General features: G+C 50.4%; 21 protein-coding genes. 7 read left to right on the top strand and 14 right to left on the bottom strand.

Translation table 11 applies throughout. The annotated features are described in order from the left end of the window. Positions 1-4: 4 nt before the first annotated feature. Positions 5-727, bottom strand: a complete 723-nt coding sequence (locus BCM14_RS02205) for an ABC transporter ATP-binding protein (protein WP_106226367.1) — start codon at positions 725-727, stop codon at positions 5-7. 76 nt (positions 728-803) lie between these two features. Here BCM14_RS02205 and BCM14_RS02210 point away from each other — a divergent pair, with 76 nt between their 5' ends. Next, positions 804-1,442, top strand: a complete 639-nt coding sequence (locus tag BCM14_RS02210) for an arylesterase (protein WP_106226368.1) — start codon at positions 804-806, stop codon at positions 1,440-1,442. Here BCM14_RS02210 and BCM14_RS02215 read toward each other — a convergent pair. Continuing rightward, positions 1,411-3,378, bottom strand: a complete 1,968-nt coding sequence (locus BCM14_RS02215) for a SurA N-terminal domain-containing protein (protein ID WP_106226369.1) — start codon at positions 3,376-3,378, stop codon at positions 1,411-1,413. The genes BCM14_RS02210 and BCM14_RS02215 overlap by 32 nt on opposite strands. A gap of 59 nt (positions 3,379-3,437) precedes the next feature. On the opposite strand from BCM14_RS02215, the gene ugpQ reads away from it, so the two are divergent. Together ugpQ and BCM14_RS02225 are read left to right on the top strand one after the other, a co-directional pair. Then, on the top strand, positions 3,438-4,181 hold the full coding sequence (ugpQ, locus tag BCM14_RS02220) for a glycerophosphodiester phosphodiesterase (protein ID WP_106226370.1): 744 nt from the start codon (positions 3,438-3,440) through the stop codon (positions 4,179-4,181). 38 nt (positions 4,182-4,219) lie between these two features. Then, positions 4,220-5,077: a 23S rRNA (adenine(2030)-N(6))-methyltransferase RlmJ gene (locus BCM14_RS02225; protein WP_106226371.1), complete on the top strand. Its 858-nt coding sequence runs from the start codon at positions 4,220-4,222 to the stop codon at positions 5,075-5,077. A gap of 20 nt (positions 5,078-5,097) precedes the next feature. Here BCM14_RS02225 and BCM14_RS02230 read toward each other — a convergent pair whose 3' ends face one another. After that, positions 5,098-5,826, bottom strand: a complete 729-nt coding sequence (locus tag BCM14_RS02230) for a pseudouridine synthase (protein WP_106226372.1) — start codon at positions 5,824-5,826, stop codon at positions 5,098-5,100. A gap of 42 nt (positions 5,827-5,868) precedes the next feature. Between BCM14_RS02230 and BCM14_RS02235 the strand changes: the two genes are divergently transcribed. Beyond that, on the top strand, positions 5,869-6,411 hold the full coding sequence (locus BCM14_RS02235) for a chorismate--pyruvate lyase family protein (RefSeq protein WP_106226373.1): 543 nt from the start codon (positions 5,869-5,871) through the stop codon (positions 6,409-6,411). Between the two features lie 23 nt (positions 6,412-6,434). Here BCM14_RS02235 and BCM14_RS02240 read toward each other — a convergent pair whose 3' ends face one another. Next, positions 6,435-6,773, bottom strand: a complete 339-nt coding sequence (locus tag BCM14_RS02240) for a P-II family nitrogen regulator (protein WP_106226374.1) — start codon at positions 6,771-6,773, stop codon at positions 6,435-6,437. 55 nt (positions 6,774-6,828) lie between these two features. Beyond that, positions 6,829-8,475, bottom strand: a complete 1,647-nt coding sequence (locus BCM14_RS02245) for an NAD+ synthase (RefSeq protein ID WP_106226375.1) — start codon at positions 8,473-8,475, stop codon at positions 6,829-6,831. An 84-nt stretch (positions 8,476-8,559) separates the two neighbouring features. Between BCM14_RS02245 and argH the strand changes: the two genes are divergently transcribed. After that, complete coding sequence (gene argH, locus BCM14_RS02250) at positions 8,560-9,987, top strand: argininosuccinate lyase (RefSeq protein ID WP_106226376.1); 1,428 nt, start codon at positions 8,560-8,562, stop codon at positions 9,985-9,987. Positions 9,988-9,994: 7 nt separating this feature from the next. Here argH and BCM14_RS02255 read toward each other — a convergent pair whose 3' ends face one another. Then, positions 9,995-10,906 carry a DMT family transporter gene (locus BCM14_RS02255; RefSeq protein WP_106226377.1) on the bottom strand — a complete coding sequence of 304 codons (912 nt, stop codon included), beginning with the start codon at positions 10,904-10,906 and terminating at the stop codon, positions 9,995-9,997. A 24-nt stretch (positions 10,907-10,930) separates the two neighbouring features. On the opposite strand from BCM14_RS02255, the gene BCM14_RS02260 reads away from it, so the two are divergent. Then, complete coding sequence (locus BCM14_RS02260; RefSeq protein WP_106226378.1) at positions 10,931-11,383, top strand: histidine kinase; 453 nt, start codon at positions 10,931-10,933, stop codon at positions 11,381-11,383. Between the two features lie 53 nt (positions 11,384-11,436). Here the strand turns inward: BCM14_RS02260 and BCM14_RS02265 are convergent, their stop codons facing one another. The 6 genes from BCM14_RS02265 to surE are packed head-to-tail and all read right to left on the bottom strand — an operon-like array spanning position 11,437 to position 16,349. Continuing rightward, on the bottom strand, positions 11,437-12,054 hold the full coding sequence (locus tag BCM14_RS02265) for a response regulator transcription factor (protein ID WP_106226379.1): 618 nt from the start codon (positions 12,052-12,054) through the stop codon (positions 11,437-11,439). 37 nt (positions 12,055-12,091) lie between these two features. Then, entirely contained in the window at positions 12,092-13,414 is a 1,323-nt protein-coding gene (gene rlmD, locus BCM14_RS02270; protein ID WP_106226380.1) for a 23S rRNA (uracil(1939)-C(5))-methyltransferase RlmD, read from the bottom strand. A gap of 10 nt (positions 13,415-13,424) precedes the next feature. Then, positions 13,425-13,922, bottom strand: a complete 498-nt coding sequence (locus BCM14_RS02275; protein WP_106226381.1) for a Spy/CpxP family protein refolding chaperone — start codon at positions 13,920-13,922, stop codon at positions 13,425-13,427. Between the two features lie 17 nt (positions 13,923-13,939). After that, positions 13,940-14,782: a peptidoglycan DD-metalloendopeptidase family protein gene (locus BCM14_RS02280; protein WP_106226997.1), complete on the bottom strand. Its 843-nt coding sequence runs from the start codon at positions 14,780-14,782 to the stop codon at positions 13,940-13,942. Positions 14,783-14,799: 17 nt separating this feature from the next. After that, positions 14,800-15,579 (bottom strand): protein-L-isoaspartate(D-aspartate) O-methyltransferase, encoded by a 780-nt coding sequence (locus BCM14_RS02285; protein ID WP_106226998.1) that lies wholly within the window; start codon positions 15,577-15,579, stop codon positions 14,800-14,802. A 23-nt stretch (positions 15,580-15,602) separates the two neighbouring features. After that, entirely contained in the window at positions 15,603-16,349 is a 747-nt protein-coding gene (gene surE / locus BCM14_RS02290; RefSeq protein ID WP_106226382.1) for a 5'/3'-nucleotidase SurE, read from the bottom strand. A 155-nt stretch (positions 16,350-16,504) separates the two neighbouring features. Here surE and plsY point away from each other — a divergent pair, with 155 nt between their 5' ends. Then, positions 16,505-17,134, top strand: a complete 630-nt coding sequence (plsY, locus tag BCM14_RS02295) for a glycerol-3-phosphate 1-O-acyltransferase PlsY (protein WP_106226383.1) — start codon at positions 16,505-16,507, stop codon at positions 17,132-17,134. A gap of 33 nt (positions 17,135-17,167) precedes the next feature. Here the strand turns inward: plsY and tsaD are convergent, their stop codons facing one another. Further along, positions 17,168-18,244, bottom strand: a complete 1,077-nt coding sequence (gene tsaD, locus BCM14_RS02300; RefSeq protein WP_106226384.1) for a tRNA (adenosine(37)-N6)-threonylcarbamoyltransferase complex transferase subunit TsaD — start codon at positions 18,242-18,244, stop codon at positions 17,168-17,170. Positions 18,245-18,260: 16 nt separating this feature from the next. Next, on the bottom strand, positions 18,261-19,865 hold the full coding sequence (locus BCM14_RS02305; RefSeq protein ID WP_106226385.1) for an ABC-F family ATPase: 1,605 nt from the start codon (positions 19,863-19,865) through the stop codon (positions 18,261-18,263). Positions 19,866-19,870: the final 5 nt, after the last annotated feature.

Raw genomic sequence — 19,870 nt, forward strand, 5'->3', positions numbered from 1 at the left:
TGAATCACTGACTGACAAGCCGGCCATTTTCGAGCATTAACTGCCTGCCACAACGCTTGGCCAAGTGTAAATCATGCGTCACAAGGATCAATGTGCTGGCTCTTGACTGATGCATCTCAAACATAAGTTCGATAATCCGTTCACCCGTTGCTGTATCGAGGCTACCGGTGGGCTCGTCGGCGAGAATCAGGGACGGGTTTTGTACAAAAGCACGAGCAATACAAACTCTTTGCTGTTCGCCACCTGACAAGGTAGCGGGAAAATGCCTCAATCGGCTGCTCAGACCGACTTTGTCAAGCATCTGTTCAGCGGGCTCGCGTGCCGCTTTATTTTGTAATTCAAGCGGCAGCATCACGTTTTCAAGCGCAGTTAAGTTGGGCAGCAACTCAAAGGATTGAAAAACGAAGCCGACTTTGGCCGCGCGTAATCTAGCTCGCCCATCCTCATCGAGATCAAAAAGAGCAGTACCATCAATCATCACTTTGCCGATGGTGGGCTTATCAAGCCCGGCAAGCAAGCCTAACAAGGTAGACTTGCCAGAGCCAGAGGGCCCGGTGATGGCAACAGATTCACCGGACTTAATCGTAAAATAGAGGTCGTCGATGATTTTTATTACCCCCTGTGCATCTTCAACCTCTTTGCTCAGGCCCGAAACTTCCACCGAAAAATCATTGATATCCTGCTCGTCACAATCGTTTGTCACTTCGTCCGCCACTTTACTTGTCATGTCACGACACTCTAACCGTTTTAAGCATCACACCATAGCGATCATAAGGCTTTTAATTGCTTCATTTAGTCTTTCGATGACACTGGATGTATTGACGCCATCACTAGTGAATGCAGCTCAGAACGTGGTCGATAAAGGCATTGTGGTGATGGGCGACAGTCTGGCAGCAGAATATGGACTACCGCGCGACACCGGCTGGGTCAAACTGTTGGATAGGGAAATTAATCAATCGGGTGAAAACGCTGGCATCCATTTCACGATCCACAATGCCAGTATCAGCGGAGAAACGACCAGCGGTGGTATCAAACGACTGCCTGAGCAACTCGCACAATACAAACCATATCTTGTCATCATCGAATTGGGCGCCAACGACGCCTTACGTGGCCTGTCCTTGACGGCAACACGAGAGAACTTAAGAAATATGATTACTACCTCTCAAGCCAGTGGGGCTAAAGTGCTCTTGCTTGGCATGCAAATACCGCCGAACTATGGTCAAGACTACAGTCGAAAATTCAAACAACTTTTTCAAGATCTTGGTCGAGAAACAGGATGCACAACGATTGCATTTTTTTTAGAGGCCATTGCAGCCAACAAAGAAATGTTTCAAGCAGATGGGTTACACCCTACAAGTGCTGCGCAACCCATCCTGATGCAAACCGTGAAGGCAGCTTTAGCACCCATGATTACTTTTGTTCGTCCAGCTCACCAGAAATAACTTTGGCAGCGGCGGGTAACATTTCAACTTTATAAGTTTGGCGTAAAACAGCAAGCGCTGCACGTTCTTCAGCCCCACCAAGCGCCTGAGCCAACTCTTGCCGAAGCTGAGCCAATTGACCAGGCTCGGCCTGGGGTGCCGCCTCAACTTTGCTGAGTTCAATCACATCGTAGCCAGTGGCGGCAGGCATAGAAACAAACTGAGGCAAGACTTTTGCGTCAAGGACCATAACTCTGTCTACTTGCTCTTTGGTTAACGAGCCGCGGTTCTGACGTGAAATAGTCAGAGGCGCATCGAAACCTTTTAGCTTGCTCGCAGCCTGACCGGACTTTAATTCTTCTACACGCTTATCAGCAGCGAGTTTAGCCAGTTCAAGGGCTTTCTCGACTGTCAATTTGCTATTAATTACTTCGGATACGTCTTTTAAGGGCGGTACGTGAGTCCCATTGACTTTGGATACACGCAACGCCAACATTGTGTCTGGGGATAATGTGATCACACCTGAATTCAAACGGCTTTTAAAGACATCTGCTGAAAACGCAGTTTGAGCAACTTTGGGGTTGTTCAGAACCACCGCTTCGGGAGATGACTCCTCAAGTTTGCTACCGCCTTGGTTAACAGGCAGAAGTCCCGTTCTCGACAAGCCTTGTGCAGTCAAAACAGGTAAGCCTAACGCGTCGGCGACAGGCTTGAGGCTGTCACGCTGATCGTAGATCAGCTTGGTCATTTTGTCAGACATTGTGGCAAAACGATCAGATGAAATTTGTTTGCGAATCTCCGTGACGATATCGGCTTTGACTTCACCTAGGGGCTTGACGGTAATCGGCTGGATATCTGCGACATGAATGACGTGATAACCGAAGGGGCTCTCGACTGGTCCCGAAATCGTCCCTTTATCAACTGCGAAAATTTCGGACTCTACTTGAGGCACGAGCATGCCCTTCGTGATCCAACCTAAATCACCACCTGAGTCTTTTGAACCCGTATCTTGCGAAAACTTTTTCGCGAGATCACTAAAACCTGGCGGATGTGCATTTGCCTGTTTTGTCAGGTCAGTCGCAAGTTCTTGCGCTTTCTTTTTAAGTTCAGGGGTTGCGTCTGGCGCGACTTCAATCAGAATATGACTTACCCGACGACGTTCAGGCTGACTATAACGAGCCTGATTTTGTTTATAGAAAGCGTCGATGTCAGCATCTGATACGGTGATATCTTTCGACGCAGCGCTTTCGTTAACTAGCAAATACTCAATGTCGACACTTTCAGGGATCTGCAAGCTAGCTTGGTTCGATTCGTACCACGCATTAATCTGTTCAGGCGTGACAATGACCGATTTCTTGTAACCATCGGCATTAAAGGACTGAACTGCGACCACACGCTTCTCACCTAGCAGTGCGGCAAATTTTTGTACGACTGCGTCAGGCACTAACACACTACTGGATACTGGACTCAAAACCTGTGCAAGCGCGAGATCTCGTCTTAAGCTGTTTTCAAAGCCCGTGGCAGTCATGCCTTGCGATGCCAGAATTTGGTGGTATCTCTCAGGTGAAAACTGCCCGTCTTGCTGAACCGCTGGAATAGATGCAATGGTGCGACGCAGTGTCTCATCAGAGACCGTGAAACGTCCTTTCTCAGCGGCAAGCGCCACCGTTTTTTGATCAATTACGTTATTCAAAACCTGCTTACGCATCTCGGCGGTGTCAAGCGTAGCCGGATCAAACTGACCACCCAACACTGACTGGTATTGATCAAGTTGCGCCTTACGTGCGCGGTTGAAGTCACTAAGCGTAATCCCGCTACCGTCAACCGTCGCTAGCTCGGGTTCACGATTCATGAAACTTGTGTAGCTTTGCACGCCAAAAAAGGCAAAGGATGGGAGGATGAGCAGGATTAAAATGCCCTGCATCCAACGCTGATGCTGACGAATGAAATCAAACATGGATGAATTTTCGAGCCTAAAATAAGGTTGCGAGTTTACCACCCGCGGAGCCTCTTGCGATGAAACAGCTTTCCCCCTGGCCCTACCCGAAACTAATCGCCCATCGCGGCGCTGGCAAACTTGCCCCTGAAAACACCTTAGCAGCGCTGCGACTTGGTCAGCATTTCGGCTACTCCGCCTTTGAATTTGACGTCAAGCTCACTCGTGATCGGATTGCCATCCTGCTTCACGACGCCGATCTGGCAAGAACGACCAACGGACTGGGACGGGCGGAGGACTGGCTGTTCAGCGACCTCGCTCAACTAAATGCCGGGGGTTGGCATAGTAAGGAGTACTCGGGCGAGCCCATCCCCACTCTGCAAAATATCGCACAATATCTGATCAGTAACGGCTTGGGATGCAATATAGAAATAAAGCCAACTCCGGGGCTTGAAACAATCACAGGTGAAATGGTGGCGAAGTGCGCTCAACAGTACTGGGCATCTGTCCAAGTAAAGCCGGTCTTGTCCTCGTTTTCTTACGATAGCCTGGCAGCAGCTAAAACGATTTGCCCAGCCATGCCCAGAGGGTTTTTAACTAATGAACTGCCAGAAAACTGGCTCCAGATTTTAACCGACCTCGATTGTGCATCGATTCACCTATCCCATAAAACGCTGACACAAACGACTGTAGACGCCATCAAACGCGCTGGCTTTCGAGTGTGCGCGTGGACGGTGAACGATCCCAAGATGGCGCAGGACATGCTGCAATGGGGGGTTGATTCGGTTATCACGGACTGCGTCGACACCATTGCTCCTTTTTGAAGTCTCATTTAAGCCGTCTACCGGCACCGGAGTAAACATTGTTCAGTTACCGCCACGCTTTTCATGCAGGCAATCACGCAGACGTGCTCAAGCATCTGGTGCTGGTTCATATTCTTGACTACTACAACCAGAAAGATGCACCCTACTGGTTTATTGATCTGCACGCCGGCGCGGGGTTGTATGACCTAGAGGGCAAATGGGCGCAAACCAAAGGCGAGTTCGTCGACGGGATCGCCCGAATCTGGGATAAGCCCGATGCACCGCAAGCAGTAAAAGCCTATTTAGAACAAGTCGCGGCACTTAATCCTGATAGTAATTTGCGTTACTACCCTGGGTCGCCCTGGATTGCTCAGCAGATGCTTCGTCCGACAGATAAACTCAGACTGTTTGAATTGCATCCAAGTGAGGTAGAGATCCTGAACTTAAACCTCGAGGCGCAAGGTAAGCGCATCCCTCGCCAAACGACCGTTTTCGATACAGATGGATTTGCTGGTTTGAAAGGCCAGTTGCCACCTCCTCCACGCAGAGCAGTTGTACTAATCGACCCATCATACGAAGACAAGCAAGACTATCGCCGAACCATGGATACGTTAAAGGATGCTGTGCAACGCTTCGCAACTGGTTGCTATGTCGTTTGGTACCCACAGATACAAAGATTAGAAGCTCAACAGATGGTGCGGCAATTAGACCGGTTAGATGTGAAATCGTGGCTTCACGTCAGCTTGACCGTTAAAAAATCAAGCCCTGATGGCGTGGGCTTAAACGGCAGTGGCATGTTTATTGTCAATCCGCCCTACACGCTCAAAGAAGCGCTCAAGCCAGCTATGCCCTGGATGGTGAAAATGCTAGGGCAGGATGACCGGGCGCTGTACAAACTAGACGACAAGAGCGCTTAGTCACTGCGTCGCTGTTCATCTCAGAAGTGCTCTGTCGACCTCAAGTAGCGCCATTGGCCAGGCGGTAGGTCGCCAAGCCTGACATTACCCACCCTCACCCGTTTTAGGCCAATTACTTGCAACCCGACCAATTCGCACATTCGTCTGATTTGGCGTTTTTTGCCTTCCTTCAGGATGAATTGCAATTGGTCATCGTTTTGCCAGCGGACCTGCGCGGGTTTCAAGGCCTTACCGTCTAACGACAAACCGACATTTAGCAAAGCAAGTCCGCGCTCCGATAATTTACCGCTTACCCGAACCAAGTACTCTTTTTCAACGTCTGATGTCTCTCCGATCAGGTGGCGTGCAACGCGTCCGTCTTGCGTCAGAACAAGCAAACCAGTCGAATCGATGTCGAGACGTCCTGCCACCGCAATGCCTCTTAAATGTGCACGCTCGAATCGGATATTAGATCTGTCATCAACCCATTGCGTTCTCGGCTCGATGAGGGCAACAGCAGGTGTATAGCCGTCCTCAGCCTGACCAGATACATATCCCATTGGCTTATGGATCAAAATCGTGACGGACTGAGCTTGTTGTTTTGCGGCAGAACGATCGAGTGTAATGGTTTGATCCGGGAAGGCCCGCTCCCCCAGGACAGCGATTTGACCGTCAACTTTGACCCAGCCTTTTTCTATATAGGCGTCTGCCTCGCGGCGTGAACATAAACCTTGCTCCGCCATGAGCTTTGAAATTCTTACTTTCTCCATACTTGAGATAATACAACCTCCGTGAGCTATTTTTGAGTCGAAATGAACTGGTTATCCCGTCCTTCTCCTATTGTTTCTCGATCAAAACGGACCTGGATGATGCGCCCTGGCGCCTTGACGAAAGGCTTGCGAGACATAGGAAGGGTAGAGTTAAAGATTCTCAAACAAGACATTGGCGCTCTTCAAAGGGAAGAAGCCAAGCTGCTTAACTTACCAGTCCGCAGTCTGGTTTGGACACGCCAAATCAGCATGTGGATTGACGGTGAATTATGTGTGGTCGCTCGAAGTGTGGCACCTTTAAGAGATACTCACGGGGTATGGAGAGGTGTGAAAGGTCTGAATACCCGACCGCTCGCAGATATTCTTTATCAAGACCCATCAATTAACCGATCAAGTTTTGAGGTATCTCGGGTCAGATGCGCAGCACCGCTGTATTTAATCGCAAAAAAAACGCTAAGATCCGCGTGCCCAAACGCTCTCTACGCGAGACGCTCGGTATTCTGGCGCACCGGAAAACCGCTGATGGTGTCCGAGTGTTTCTTGCCCGCATTCTGGCGCCTGCTTGCGCGCCAGAACAACCACTAATCCATGAAGCTCAACGCAAGTTATTAGAGCGCTTCGTCGCCCTGTTCACTCGTCCGGATACGGATAGCTTGCTCGACGGGCATGACAAAAATCTTGCCGTCACCGATTTTTCCGGTACGCGCGGATTTGAGCAGTGCTTCGATAACGCTATCAACCATGGTATCCGCAACAACCATCTCGATACGGATTTTGGGTAAAAAATCAACAACATATTCAGCGCCGCGGTATAGCTCCGTATGACCTTTCTGACGACCAAAGCCTTTAACTTCCGTCACGGTTAGGCCATTAACGCCCACTTCTGCCAACGCCTCGCGGACTTCGTCCAGTTTGAATGGTTTGATAATCGCGGTAACTTGTTTCATCTTGGATCCTGTTGGAAAAACGTTATCTAAATTGTAGTCATCGCTGCAATGCCGGCTACTCTCTGAAGCCGTTCACTAAAGGATACCGCCAATCGCGGCCGAATGCTCTCGAGGTGATTCTCGGCCCTGGAGGGCTTTGGCGCCTTTTATACTCGTTGATCCTGATCAAACGCACAATCTGATTGATATCCTCAGCCTTGTATCCGGAGTCGAGCAGGTTTTTGATGGGCTCGTTTCCTTCGATATATCGTTCAATGATACCGTCAATGATCTCATAGGGTGGCAGACTATCCTGATCCGTCTGATCAGGGCGCAACTCCGCTGAGGGAGGACGCGTAATAATTCTGTCAGGGATGACTTCTACGTGAAGGTTCCGCCAGCGGGCAAGGCGGTAGACAAGCGTTTTTGCGACGTCTTTAAGTACTGCAAACCCTCCCGCCATATCGCCATAAAGTGTGCAATAGCCAGTTGAAAGTTCGCTTTTGTTGCCGGTCGTGAGAACCAAGTGACCAAACTTGTTGGATAAGGCCATCAAAAGCGTGCCGCGAATGCGCGCTTGAATGTTTTCCTCTGTGGTGTCTGGATCGCGACCTTGCATCAAGGGTGACAGACCAGCATCAAACGCTTGGGTCAAATCTGATATCGCAATGACGTCATACTTGACGCCCAAGCGCTTCGCCATATCTTCCGCGTCGATTTGCGAAATATCTGCTGTATAACGTGAAGGCATCATGACTGCGTTCACACGCTCGGCACCCAGTGCATCAACCGCTACCGCCATAACAACTGCCGAATCAATACCGCCTGATAGACCAAGTATGATCGATTTGAAACCGGATTTACCGACGTAATCACGAACACCCAGGGTGAGCGCGCCCCATATCTGGCGGTCGAGATTCGTTACTTCAGCATCCAGGGTTTGATTTCTGGTGGGCTCTGCCATCAAACCGACAAGATCACCCGAATCAGTCACTTTCACATAGGTCAGGTCAGGCACGAAGTCTGACGAACGCGCAATGAAATGACCCGCACGATTCATGGCAAAGGACGCGCCATCGAATACGAGCTCATCTTGCCCGCCCACCATGTTCGCATAGACAATTGGACAGCCCGATGTCTTTACCGCTTTTTGACAAATTTCGGCCCGCTCGGCTTGTTTACCAATATTGAAGGGTGATGCATTCGGCACCAGTAATACTTGCGCGCCGGCATCGGACGCAGCTTTAGGGGCATCTGAGAACCAGATATCTTCACAGATATTGACACCAAAACGTACGCCATCAATCTCAAAAACCAACGAGTGGTTGTCGCCAGCAAAATGCCGCTTCTCATCAAAAACCGAATAGTTCGGCAGCTCGCGTTTAAAGTAAACACCCAAGACTTCGCCGTTAACCAATACCGACGCAGCGTTGCGCAAGCCCCCTGCTGCAACCACCGGATGGCCCAAAACAACGTGCAAACCCTGTAATTCAGCGAGTTCTTTACACAAGCTGTCTGCGACCGTTTGAGCCTGCTCAATAAAGGCTGGTCGCAATAACAAATCTTCGGGGGGATAGCCACAGAGGACAAGTTCTGGCGTCAGCAACAGCCGTGCACCCGCTGCATGCGCGGTTCGAGCGGCATCCATAACTTTTTTGGCGTTGCCGGCCAGATCGCCCACACAGGCATTTATCTGTGCGATGCCAATTTTTATCGCTGCCATCTTGATCTCTGCTAGGATTTGTTTTCTTGATCAAAATTATCGCACGATGACTAGGCATCTGCCCGGCTCTATAATCGTTTCACCATGAAAAACCCAAATCAATCCAACGAAGACCAGTTCGCCAAAAAATCGCAGGCGTGGTCTGCCCGCTTCTCTGAACCTGTCTCAGACCTCGTCAAACGCTACACGGCCTCAGTCAGTTTTGACAAACGGATGGCTCAAGTCGACATTCAAGGCTCGATTGCTCACGCGACCATGTTACGAACAGTCGGGGTGCTTGGGCAGGACGACTTGAGCAGTATTGAACGCGGTATGGCTCAAATTTCAACCGAAATAGCCGAAGGTCGGTTTGAGTGGTTATTGGATCTTGAGGATGTGCATCTCAACATCGAGAAACGTCTGGTTGACTTGATTGGTGATGCAGGCAAACGATTGCATACCGGTCGCTCTCGCAACGACCAAGTTGCCACGGACATCCGTCTTTGGGTCAGAACCGAGATCGATCATCAGATCGCTTTACTCGGGCAAATCAGGCGCGCGCTAGCCACTGTCGCCCTTGAACATGCCGAGACGATCATGCCCGGTTTTACCCACATGCAAGTTGCGCAGCCGGTGACCTTTGGTCATCATCTGCTGGCGTATGCAGAAATGTTTGGTCGTGATGGGTCCAGACTAACTGATTGCCGAAAACGAGTTAACCAGTTACCGCTTGGCGCAGCTGCCTTGGCAGGCACGAGCTATCCCATTGATCGTCAACAAGTTGCGGATTTACTGGGTTTCGAAGGCATTTGTGCCAATTCGCTCGATGCTGTGTCTGACCGGGATTTTGCTATCGAATTTTGTGCTGCTGCGGCGTTGATCATGACGCATATCTCGCGCTTATCTGAAGAACTTGTGATTTGGATGAGCCCGCGCGTTGGTTTTATCGACCTGGCAGATCGTTTCTGCACGGGCAGCTCAATCATGCCTCAGAAAAAAAATCCAGATGTGCCAGAGCTGGCCCGTGGCAAGACCGGTCGCGTCAACGGCCATTTGGTGGCACTGCTGACACTTATGAAAGGCCAGCCACTGGCCTACAACAAAGATAATCAAGAGGATAAAGAAGGTTTGTTCGATACTGCCGACACAGTGCGCGACACGCTCACCATTTTTGTCGATTTGATCAGTGGCATCAAAGTGAAGGCCGACGCGATGCGGGCTGCCGCGCTACAAGGCTACGCAACAGCCACTGATCTGGCTGATTATCTGGTCAAGAAAGGCCTTCCTTTCAGAGATGCGCATGAGACGGTTGCCCATGCAGTCCGGCATTGCGAGCAAAAGGCTTGTGATCTCGCTGATTTATCGCTAGCTGATCTCAAGCAGTTTAATGCGTCAATAGACCAGGACGTATTTACGGTATTGACCCTGGAGGGTTCAGTTGCCGCTCGATCACATATCGGTGGGACTGCACCGGTTCGGGTCAGAGAGGCCGCTCAGAAAATACTCGCTGAGCCATCCTCATCAGTCCTCTGATTTGGGATCATCTCCGTAGCCCCAAAAAAATGACAGTACCCACGACAATGAAAGCACCAATTAGCTGACTCAGCGACACGGATTGATTAAGAATCAGCCAACCAAGTCCGAGGGCACAGATGGGCTCAACGTTCATGATCGCTGAATTTCCCACTGCGCCAATTTTCGGCAAAATGGTGAACATGATGGTGAAGCCTGTCCCATAGAAAAGGGTTAACCCGGCTAGGCCTCCCCAACCTGCCAATTCGTGAGGCCACTGCAAGCCACCTGTTGCCTCGACGCCGATTAAGGTAAACGTACCTACCATTGTCATGACAAGACCAGTGCGAACTCGGCCATCAATCTCTTTTGTTTCGTTCTGAGTCAGTACCATGGCGATCCCAAAGGTTGTCGCCGATGTCAGTGCAAAAGCAACCCCCGCGCCAATTTCCATCCATTGGCCTTTTATCCCTAAACCAGACGACGTGCCAAAAACGTCGAGGGCCAGCGCCAAACCGACCAACAGCACTGGCATCGCTCTGAGCATGGTGACCGGCGTTTTTTCACCGTAGATTACTTTCGCCCAAAACGTAATCCACAAAGGATAGGTATTAAACGCAAGCAAGGCTAAGGAAACGGGTAATCGAGCAACTGCTGAGTACAAACAATAGCCCTGCACAGTCATCAACACACCGATCAACGGCATCATTCTGACCTGTTGTTTTGTCAACGCGACTGGCACCTTCTGCAAGTACACGAGCAAAGCCATCACCATCACGATCGCAACACTGCGCACCACGACCGCTGTACCGACACTCAACCCATGATTAAAAGCAATTCGCGCAGAAACATGGTTTGAACCCATAATTAAACCAACCAGCAACAAGGTCATAAAAGCAGTGCCAGTTAGTGAATTTTTTCTATTGCTCTGATTCGTCATACAGACCTTTGATCAGGGTTGCCGATGATAGAATCTGGCAACTATTTGTTTTTATGTCTGACCATCTTACGCACTGGCTGCCACACATTGCAAGACTTTCAAACAATCGAATCGCTGAAAGCAGAGCTCGCACAAGTGGTGAGTGATAAGAATCGACTGCTTGAAATGCTCTCTGCTTTACTCAAATCTGACAGCACAGCGCCTTTTATCGCGTCGCTTGTACACGAACTTGCGCAACCCCTCGCGGCAACTCGTATCAATATTTATACGCAGAGTGCGACGCCAATGCCACAACAAACGATTCAGTCTTATCAGGAGACGTTGCAAAGAATAGACTCGGATACCGAGCGAGCAATCTATCTGGTTAATAAACTTCGCGATCTTTTTACTGCATCCCCAGCGGCCTCAAGTTTGTTTTCTCGTGACACGATGCTCGAGGAACTAACGTCGATTTTTCAGCACGAACCAAGGTGGTGACAAAACTCAGTCCGGCACGGATAGATATGCGAGCGCCATCTTTCAGTAGTGACTTAATCAAAGGCGTTTTTCTTAGTGCCTTTAAACATTTCCATTAAGTCGGCGAGCGATTGAGCACCCATTTTGTCTAACACTCGGGAACGGTGCAACTTGATCGTGGAAGCCACTGTCCCACTCTGTTCAGCAATCTGTTTATTGGTTTTACCGTCTAGCATCTCACGACAAATTTGTTTCTCGCGGGGGGTTAACCCATTAAACGCTTTGCCTAAACGATCGTATCTTGCGATGAGCTCTTGCTGCCGAGCATCCTTATCCAGTGCTTGATTCAGAACGCCCAACAACTGTTCGATTGAAAACGGCTTTATCAGAAAATCAAAAGCCCCCTGCCGCATTGCAGTAATAATCTCAGTTGATTCCGCCGACCCACTCATAAAAACGATGGGGGTTTCACACTTCATCTGCTTAAGCGTAGCCTGAACAGCTACCCCGCTGCTATCTGGCAGGCGCATATCCAAAAGAATGACGGCAGGCGACCTGCTAGGTGGTTGATTAAAAAAAGATTTGGCATCTTCAAAGCAATCCACGTTGTACCCCAGTTGAACTAAGGCGTTGAACAAAGACGCTCTTATCGACTCATCATCGTCAACTAGATATATTTGTCCCAAGCTCATCGTGATTGATCCGTCTCTGCGCTAATAGGATACTAAACTAATCTGAAGATAACAAATCAAAAACAGCAATTGACTCAACGTGTCCCGTATGTGGAAACATATTAATCACACCGGCAGTTTTTAAAACGTAACCACCGTCATTGACCAAGACAGCAGCATCTCGCGCCAGTGTCGCTGGATTACAAGAGACATAAACGATTCGGCTTGGTTTGGCTGACTGCGTCAAACCAGCAATCGCGTGCGAAACAGCCACGGCGCCTTCACGGGGCGGATCAAGCAACATTCGATCAAATTTACCTAAACCCTCTAGCCAATGGCTATCGACTTCGAACAAATTCAAAGTAGTGAAACTGGCGTTATTAAGACCTGCCAAGCTTGCTGCCTCGCCAGCTCTTTGTGTAAGCATCGCACTTCCCTCAATCCCAACGACAAATTGAGCTTTAGTCGCAAGAGGTAAGGTGAAATTACCCAACCCACAAAACATGTCTGCAACACGGTCCGTATCTTTTACAGCGAGCAGTTTGACCGCTTTAGAGACGAGCGCCTGATTAATATATTGATTGACTTGCGTAAAGTCGGTGGGTCGATAGGGCATACGCAGACCGAACTCGGGGAGCACATAAGCCAGATCACCCTCTTGAGACGGATCAAGTAATACGACCGTGTCAGGCCCCTTACTCTGCAACCACCACTGTATCTGATGCTCTTGGGCAAAAGCACGCAACAAGACAACATCATCCTCACTCAGTGGCATCAAATGACGCAATACCAGAGCAGTAACACGATCCCCAACGCTCACTTCAATTTGAGGGATGCGATCAGGCATAGACAAACCCATCACCAGCTGACGCAAAGGCATAAGCAACGCCGATACGTGCGGTGGCAAAATTTGACAGCTCTGCATATCGGCGACGAAGCTGCTTTTTCTCTCGTGAAAGCCGACGAGTACACCGCCTTTTTTCGTGACGTGGCGAACACTGAACCGGGCACGATATCGATAGCCCCAAGAGGGACCATGTAACGCCGGCAACATGCTTTCTGCCTTGAGAGCACCAATGTGAGCCAAACTATCTTCTAGCGCTCGCTGCTTCACTGCCACTTGCGCGGCTGGGTCCAGGTGTTGCATCATGCAGCCACCACAGATGCCGGCATAAATGCATTTTGGCGTGACGCGCTGGCTGGACTGCCGGGCAATGACTTCAACCTTGCCAATCTCGAACGAAGGTTTTTTACGAAAAACGTTAGCCGTGACAAGCTCGCCGGGGAGCGCACCTTCGATAAAAACGACTTTACCTTCGCGGCGGGCAATACCACGCGCCTCGAGATCCAAGGACTCGACCGTTAAAAGCTCTGTAGACATGAAAGATTTTCTATTTGCTGCGTTGCTTTGCGAGCGCGGCGTGCTGCTCTCGCATATATTGGACGAGAGTATTACGCTGGGTCTGGCTCAAGCTGTCCCAAAACAGTAGCCACTTTTGCTGCACAGCGTCTACTCGAGCGTCCATTGCGACACGCGCCTGTTCGCGCTGCTTAATAACGGCTCTTGGATCGAATCTGTCAGAAGACAACTGCTCAGTGAGTGATTGATAGGCTGCATCACGCGAAGCAAGATTAGCTGACTGTGACGCTTTGCGCGCGGCCGTGGCACTATCCATCAAGGACTTTTGCCCAGCAGTCAAGCCCAACTGATCAACAACTTTACCAGGCAAGGGGCCGCCAACCGGATCTGCTTGGCGAGCACTCATCGTCGAGGCAGGTTTCTCAGCGCTCTTAGCATCAGCCTCAACTGTCGCTGTTTGCGCACAAGCGACTGCAGTGGCCATACTAAGAGACAGCGCCGTCAAAGCATTTTTTAAAATTAGTTTCATCGTGGCTCAACTCAAATCTATTTAACAGGCAAATACTGCATGGGGTCTACGGGCGAATTTTGACGTCTCACTTCAAAATGTAAGCGGGGCGACGTGGCATCACTTTGGCCCAATTCAGCAATCTTGCTACCCTGTTTGACGCTTTGCTCAGTCTTGACTAACAGTGTTTTGTTGTGCGCGTAGGCAGTGATAAAACCGTTGTCATGCTGCAAAATCACTAGATTGCCTAAACCTCGGATACCGTTGCCCGCATAAACGACTTTCCCATTAGCAGCCGCGACAACGGGATCACCCACGTTGCCAGAAATATCGATGCCTTTGGTCGTCGCAGAATAGCCTTGAATCACTGCTCCATTCGCAGGCCACGTCAAATTGACTGCAGCCGCATCAGGTGCGCGCGTGACCGAGCCATCTGTAGCCTTGCTGGCGCCAGCGTCCGATGATGCTGGGGAATCAAGTGGTCGCGCAACTGGCTTACTGGAACTTGCAATAGGCGCAGCACCGACGTTGCTATCCCCTTTATCCGACAGGCGCAAAACCTGCCCCACCTTGATATTGTTTGGATTAGATATGTTGTTTAATCTAATAATGGTGTTTTCATCGACGCCTGTCGCTGTTGCAATCTTGCGCAAAGAATCGCCCGGCTTGACGGTATAGGTCTGCCCACCGCCTAAACTTGATGCGTTTGAAGAACCTGACTCATTGAGGTTTCTTACGGGAGCAGGTGACCCTGAATTGTTTGTGCAAGCTGCCAACAAAACAGCTATCAGACCTAGTCCTAAAACTCGCATCATCTTTTTACTATAGACCGAGTCGCTAAACCCACTTGGGCTCGATTGCGACGCTTGTCCTGAAAGCATATAAATCTCCTGTTTGATCACGGTTGCACTCCGGCACGCAAAGGCACAAACCTGACTGCTTCGAGTTCGACCCGTTCAAAACTGTCTTGACCAGTTCGAGTAATTTTTACCAGCTTTTGCGATGTCCCGCCTTCAGGTGCAATCAGCACTCCGCTTTCGGCTAACTGTAACAAAAGTGCGTTAGGTATCTTGACACCCGCTGCAGCAACGATAATCGCATCAAACGGTGCCGATACCGCCCAACCATCCATACCGTCGGCATGGGTGAGCCTAATTTTAGTGAGTTTTAGATCGCGCAATTTCTCTTTGGCAATATCGTACAACGCCCGTATCCGTTCGATAGAATAGACCTGCGGAAACAACTGCGCCATCACCGCTGCCTGGTAGCCACAACCCGTACCGACCTCAAGTACTCGCTTAGGGCTGCTCTGTTCGCAAACAGCAGCAATCATTCGTGCCACAACCCAGGGTTGTGAGATGGTCTGACCGTAGCCAATCGGCAAGGCTGCGTCGTCATAAGCTCTGCTCGCCAAAGCCTCATCAACAAACACGTGACGAGGTACTTTCTGCATTGCCGCCAGGACATATTCATTGGTAATGCCCTGCACTCTTAGCCGTTTGACCATTGCTTCACGCAGACGCTCTGAGTTCAACCCGAGGTTACTGGGTGCCCCCGTGACAACAGTCGTATTCACCTTAGACGGCAAGCGTGAAGCTGAAATCTTGGTGTTACTGTTGGTCGGAGTAATACCCTGCAAACCCTTGGAGGCCCCGGATCGAGTGTCTCGAGCCGCCATCAGTAAGCACGATCGCTTGCTCATCATAGGGACTGCGCCCAAGCGGATAGAGAGGGCAATTGATCGTAATGGGTCAGATCAAGTCGCAAAGGAGTAATAGACACGTAGCCGTCTGCTATGGCTGCAAAATCAGTTCCCTCGCTTGCATCGACAGCCTCACCTGCCGGCCCTATCCAATAAACAGGCTCGCCATACGGAGTCTGTGCCGCCATCACTGGTTGCGATGGGTGACGCTTACCCAGCCGCGTTACTTTCGTGCCTTTGATTTGCCCCCCCGCCAAACTGGGGATGTTAACGTTCAATAAGACTGGCGCTTGAATTGGCTGGGCAATCTGTTGCTTGACGATCTGGACAGCGATTTCTGCCGCCTGATCCAACCCAAACCAAGCGCGTCCGGTTAACGAAAAAGCAATAGCTGGAATCCCAAATAGATAGGCTTCAGTCGCGGCAGCAACCGTACCTGAGTAGAGGGTATCGTCGCCCATATTTGCACCATTGTTGATGCCTGAAACGACCAGATCGGGTCTCTGTTTGAGCACACCGGTCAGCGCAACGTGAACACAATCTGAAGGCGTGCCATTGACGTACACAAAACCATTTGCCGCCTCTTTTACCATCAAGGGCCGGTTTAGGGTAAGCGAATTGGAGGCACCACTGTGATTGACCTCGGGCGCAAACACCGTCACATCTGCAAATTTGCTCAACGATGCAGCGAGTACCTCAAGACCTGGGGCTGTATAACCGTCATCGTTCGAAATTAATATGTGCATCTAATCAATAAGCCAAGCATGAGAGTTTTACGCGCCATTTTGTAGCCGCTTTGGCTGATTGTACCCTTGCGTCCCAGAGAAAATGCGGACTTTAGCTTGCAATTGAACACAAGCTAGAATACAGCTCATCTTAATCATCCGACTGAACCGAATTTATGCTGGCACCTGACAGTTTTTTATTTATTTTGCAAGCAGTCGTGCTGGCTTATTTGCTCGGATCGATCCCCTTTGCGGTGGTGGTCAGTAAGGCCATGGGTCTGAAGGATCCCCGTTCTTATGGATCTGGTAACCCAGGCGCCACCAACGTATTACGCTCCGGAAACAAACCCGCTGCTGCCTTGACTTTACTGGGGGATGCCTTAAAAGGTTGGCTGGCAATGTGGTTCGCCATGCGTGCAGGTCTGGACGTAACGGGTTTGGCCTGGGTCGCATTAGCCGTCTTCCTCGGCCACCTGTACCCAGTATTCTTATCATTTAAAGGTGGCAAGGGCGTTGCGACAGCGCTAGGGGTGGTCGCAGCCATCGCCCCCCTTCTGGCCCTCGGTTTAGTCATTGTTTGGATTGTTGTGGTGTTGCTATCGAGATTCTCGTCTCTAGGCGCAATCTCTGCCGCAATCTTAGCCCCGGTATTCTATGTGCTCGGTGGCCACGACAGCTTGTGGCCCACTCACGATGAACTAGCGGTCGTTATCGCGGTCATCGGTGCACTGCTACTCTACCGGCACCGAGCGAATATAGGGCGGCTGATCAAAGGGCTCGAGCCCAAATTAGGCAAAAAGAGCTGAGCACTGCTTTTACCTGTCTAGGGCCAATGATTATCAAATTGAAGCTAAATCCCAGCGTGGTGTGACGTTAAACGAATAATCACGTGGGTTATTCAAATCGACCAGACCGTGCTTGACTCGCTCTGCCGCAGCAAACGCAATCATCGCGCCATTATCGGTACATAATTCTAGCGGCGGGAAAAACACCTCTGCCTGAAGGCGTTCGAGCTTCTTGGCCAGCTGTCGCCGCAAATCGCTATTGGCGCCCACGCCTCCAGCTACCACCAAGCGCCTCAGACCTGTTTGCTTCAGCGCGGAGACCGATTTAGCAACAAGGACTTCAACAATGGCGCTCTGCGTTGCAGCGGCGAGATCAGCTGCCAAAACCATCGATTTTGCAGGGGAGTCAGCCGCAAGCTCTGCATCGATCAACGCGGTTTCCGTTAATTTAGCCGTCGCTTCTTTGAGCCGAGTCATCACAGCTGTTTTCAAGCCACTGAAACTAAAGTCCAAGTCCTGGCTATGCAGCATAGGCCTGGGCAAACTAATTTTGCTGGCATCACCCTGTGTCGCCAACTGCGCCAGGGCGGGACCACCGGGGTAGCCCAAGCCGAGCAATTTCGCGGTTTTATCGAATGCTTCGCCAGCCGCATCATCAAGCGTCTCACCCAGCAGGGTGTACCGCGCGACACCATCTACGCGCATCAATTGCGTGTGCCCGCCCGAAACGAGTAAAGCAACAAAGGGAAAGTCTGGACAGGGGTCCGCCATACGGGGCGATAACAGGTGCCCTTCCAGGTGATGGACCGGTATAGTTGGCAGGTCGAGCGACCACGCCATCGCAACGGCAGCACTTGCGCCGACCAATAGAGCACCTGCCAACCCAGGACCAGCGGTATAGGCAATTGCACCCACTTGATGCAAATCAATGCCAGCTTGTTTCAAGACGGTACGGGTCAACGGGACGATACGGCGTATGTGGTCACGGGAGGCTAACTCTGGCACAACCCCGCCGTAAGCAGCATGCATCGCAACTTGCGTGTGCAGTGCGTGCGCTAACAAACCACGTTCGGTGCAAACTGCCGCAACGCCGGTCTCATCGCACGAGCTTTCAAATCCCAGAATAATCATGTTGGGATTGTAATAGTTAGCTCTCAATGCCCTTGGATACTAAGTACTCTTCGTAAGGACCACGATAGTCAACCACCTCACCATCTGGTTGGATTTCCCAAATACGTGTGGCCAGGCCAGACACAAACTCGCGGTCATGCGACACAAAAAATAACGTACCGGCGAATTTTTCGAGTGCGAATTGCAAAGATTCGATGGATTCCATATCCAGATGATTGGTTGGCTCATCCATCAGCAAAACATTATGGCGTCCGAGCATCAAACGACCAAAAGTCATGCGATTCTTTTCGCCACCAGATAACACCTTAGGTGCTTTAGGTAAATCATCGGCTGAAAACAGCAGACGCCCCAAGATAGAGCGAATTGACTGATCATCGTCACCTTGTTGACGGTAATACGTCATCCAGTCAAACAGATTGATATCGGTTTGTGTGAACAGATCGGATACATCCTGCGCCATGTAACCAATATCAGCATTCTCTGACCATTTGAGTGTGCCGCGATCTGGCGCAAGATCGCCAGCCAACATCCTGAGTAATGTCGTCTTACCCACGCCGTTGGCGCCGATGATCGCAATCTTGTCACCCGCTTCAATCATGGACGAGAAAGGTTTAATAACCGGTGTGTCGTAAGCTTTTTGTATGTGTTCAATTGTTACAGCGAGTCGGTGCAGCGGTTTATTTTGCTCAAAACGGATAAAAGGGTTTTGGCGTGATGAAGGTTTAACTTCGATTTGAGCGGCCTTAATCCGGTCAATCTGCTTCAACCGCGAAGTTGCCTGGCGCGCTTTAGATTTATTCGCAGAAAATCGCCGCACGAAGTCCTGAAGCTCAACAACCCGCTCTTTCGCCTTAGCGTTCGATGACTGCACCCGTTCGCGCGCTTGAGTCGATGCGAGCATGTACTCGTCGTAATTACCCGGATATAAACGCAACTCACCGAAATCGAGATCAGCCATGTGTGAACACACTTGATTCAAGAAATGTCGGTCATGGCTAATGATGATCATGGTGCTTTGATACGCGTTCAGCACATCTTCTAACCAGCGAATGGTATTGATATCCAGATTATTGGTTGGTTCGTCAAGCAACATGACATCAGGTGCTGAGAACAACGCCTGGGCAAGCAAGACGCGCAGTTTCCATCCCGGGGCAATCTCACGCATCGGCAACTGATGTTGCTCGACCGGGAAGTCCAGACCTAACAACAACTCGCCAGCCCTTGCCTCAGCGGTATAGCCATCGTACTCAGCGAACTTGGCCTCGAGATCAGCCGCACGCATGTAATCGTCGTCAGTCGCCTCTGGGTTTGCGTAGATGGCATCACGAGCCGACATTGCTTCCCACATTTCCGTGTGCCCCATTAGTACGACATCGAGCACTCTCACGTCTTCGAAGGCAAACTGATCTTGCCGTAATTTACCAAGGCGAAGTCCAGGTTCCAGTGAAACGTTGCCTGCGGTTGAATCAAGGTCGCCGCCGATGATTTTCATCAAAGTCGACTTGCCGGATCCGTTCGCCCCAATAAGGCCGTAACGATTTCCTTCGCCAAATTTGACATTGACATTTTCGAATAGAGGCTTGGGGCCGAACTGTATGGTGAGATTGGATGCTGTTATCACGGGGG

This window comes from Jezberella montanilacus, assembly GCF_003003055.1.
Classification (GTDB): Bacteria; Pseudomonadota; Gammaproteobacteria; order Burkholderiales; family Burkholderiaceae_B; genus Zwartia; species Zwartia montanilacus.

Bases quoted from the DNA above. Each gene is read 5' to 3' on its own strand.
- BCM14_RS02205 (WP_106226367.1), bottom strand. From the start codon at position 727: ATGACAAGTAAAGTGGCGGACGAAGTGACAAACGATTGTGACGAGCAG.
- BCM14_RS02210 (WP_106226368.1), top strand. From the start codon at position 804: ATGACACTGGATGTATTGACGCCATCACTAGTGAATGCAGCTCAGAAC.
- BCM14_RS02215 (WP_106226369.1), bottom strand. From the start codon at position 3,378: ATGTTTGATTTCATTCGTCAGCATCAGCGTTGGATGCAGGGCATTTTA.
- ugpQ (WP_106226370.1), top strand. From the start codon at position 3,438: ATGAAACAGCTTTCCCCCTGGCCCTACCCGAAACTAATCGCCCATCGC.
- BCM14_RS02230 (WP_106226372.1), bottom strand. From the start codon at position 5,826: ATGGAGAAAGTAAGAATTTCAAAGCTCATGGCGGAGCAAGGTTTATGT.
- BCM14_RS02235 (WP_106226373.1), top strand. From the start codon at position 5,869: ATGAACTGGTTATCCCGTCCTTCTCCTATTGTTTCTCGATCAAAACGG.
- BCM14_RS02240 (WP_106226374.1), bottom strand. From the start codon at position 6,773: ATGAAACAAGTTACCGCGATTATCAAACCATTCAAACTGGACGAAGTC.
- BCM14_RS02245 (WP_106226375.1), bottom strand. From the start codon at position 8,475: ATGGCAGCGATAAAAATTGGCATCGCACAGATAAATGCCTGTGTGGGC.
- argH (WP_106226376.1), top strand. From the start codon at position 8,560: ATGAAAAACCCAAATCAATCCAACGAAGACCAGTTCGCCAAAAAATCG.
- BCM14_RS02255 (WP_106226377.1), bottom strand. From the start codon at position 10,906: ATGACGAATCAGAGCAATAGAAAAAATTCACTAACTGGCACTGCTTTT.
- BCM14_RS02260 (WP_106226378.1), top strand. From the start codon at position 10,931: ATGATAGAATCTGGCAACTATTTGTTTTTATGTCTGACCATCTTACGC.
- BCM14_RS02265 (WP_106226379.1), bottom strand. From the start codon at position 12,054: ATGAGCTTGGGACAAATATATCTAGTTGACGATGATGAGTCGATAAGA.
- rlmD (WP_106226380.1), bottom strand. From the start codon at position 13,414: ATGTCTACAGAGCTTTTAACGGTCGAGTCCTTGGATCTCGAGGCGCGT.
- BCM14_RS02275 (WP_106226381.1), bottom strand. From the start codon at position 13,922: ATGAAACTAATTTTAAAAAATGCTTTGACGGCGCTGTCTCTTAGTATG.
- BCM14_RS02280 (WP_106226997.1), bottom strand. From the start codon at position 14,782: ATGCTTTCAGGACAAGCGTCGCAATCGAGCCCAAGTGGGTTTAGCGAC.
- BCM14_RS02285 (WP_106226998.1), bottom strand. From the start codon at position 15,579: ATGGCGGCTCGAGACACTCGATCCGGGGCCTCCAAGGGTTTGCAGGGT.
- surE (WP_106226382.1), bottom strand. From the start codon at position 16,349: ATGCACATATTAATTTCGAACGATGACGGTTATACAGCCCCAGGTCTT.
- plsY (WP_106226383.1), top strand. From the start codon at position 16,505: ATGCTGGCACCTGACAGTTTTTTATTTATTTTGCAAGCAGTCGTGCTG.
- tsaD (WP_106226384.1), bottom strand. From the start codon at position 18,244: ATGATTATTCTGGGATTTGAAAGCTCGTGCGATGAGACCGGCGTTGCG.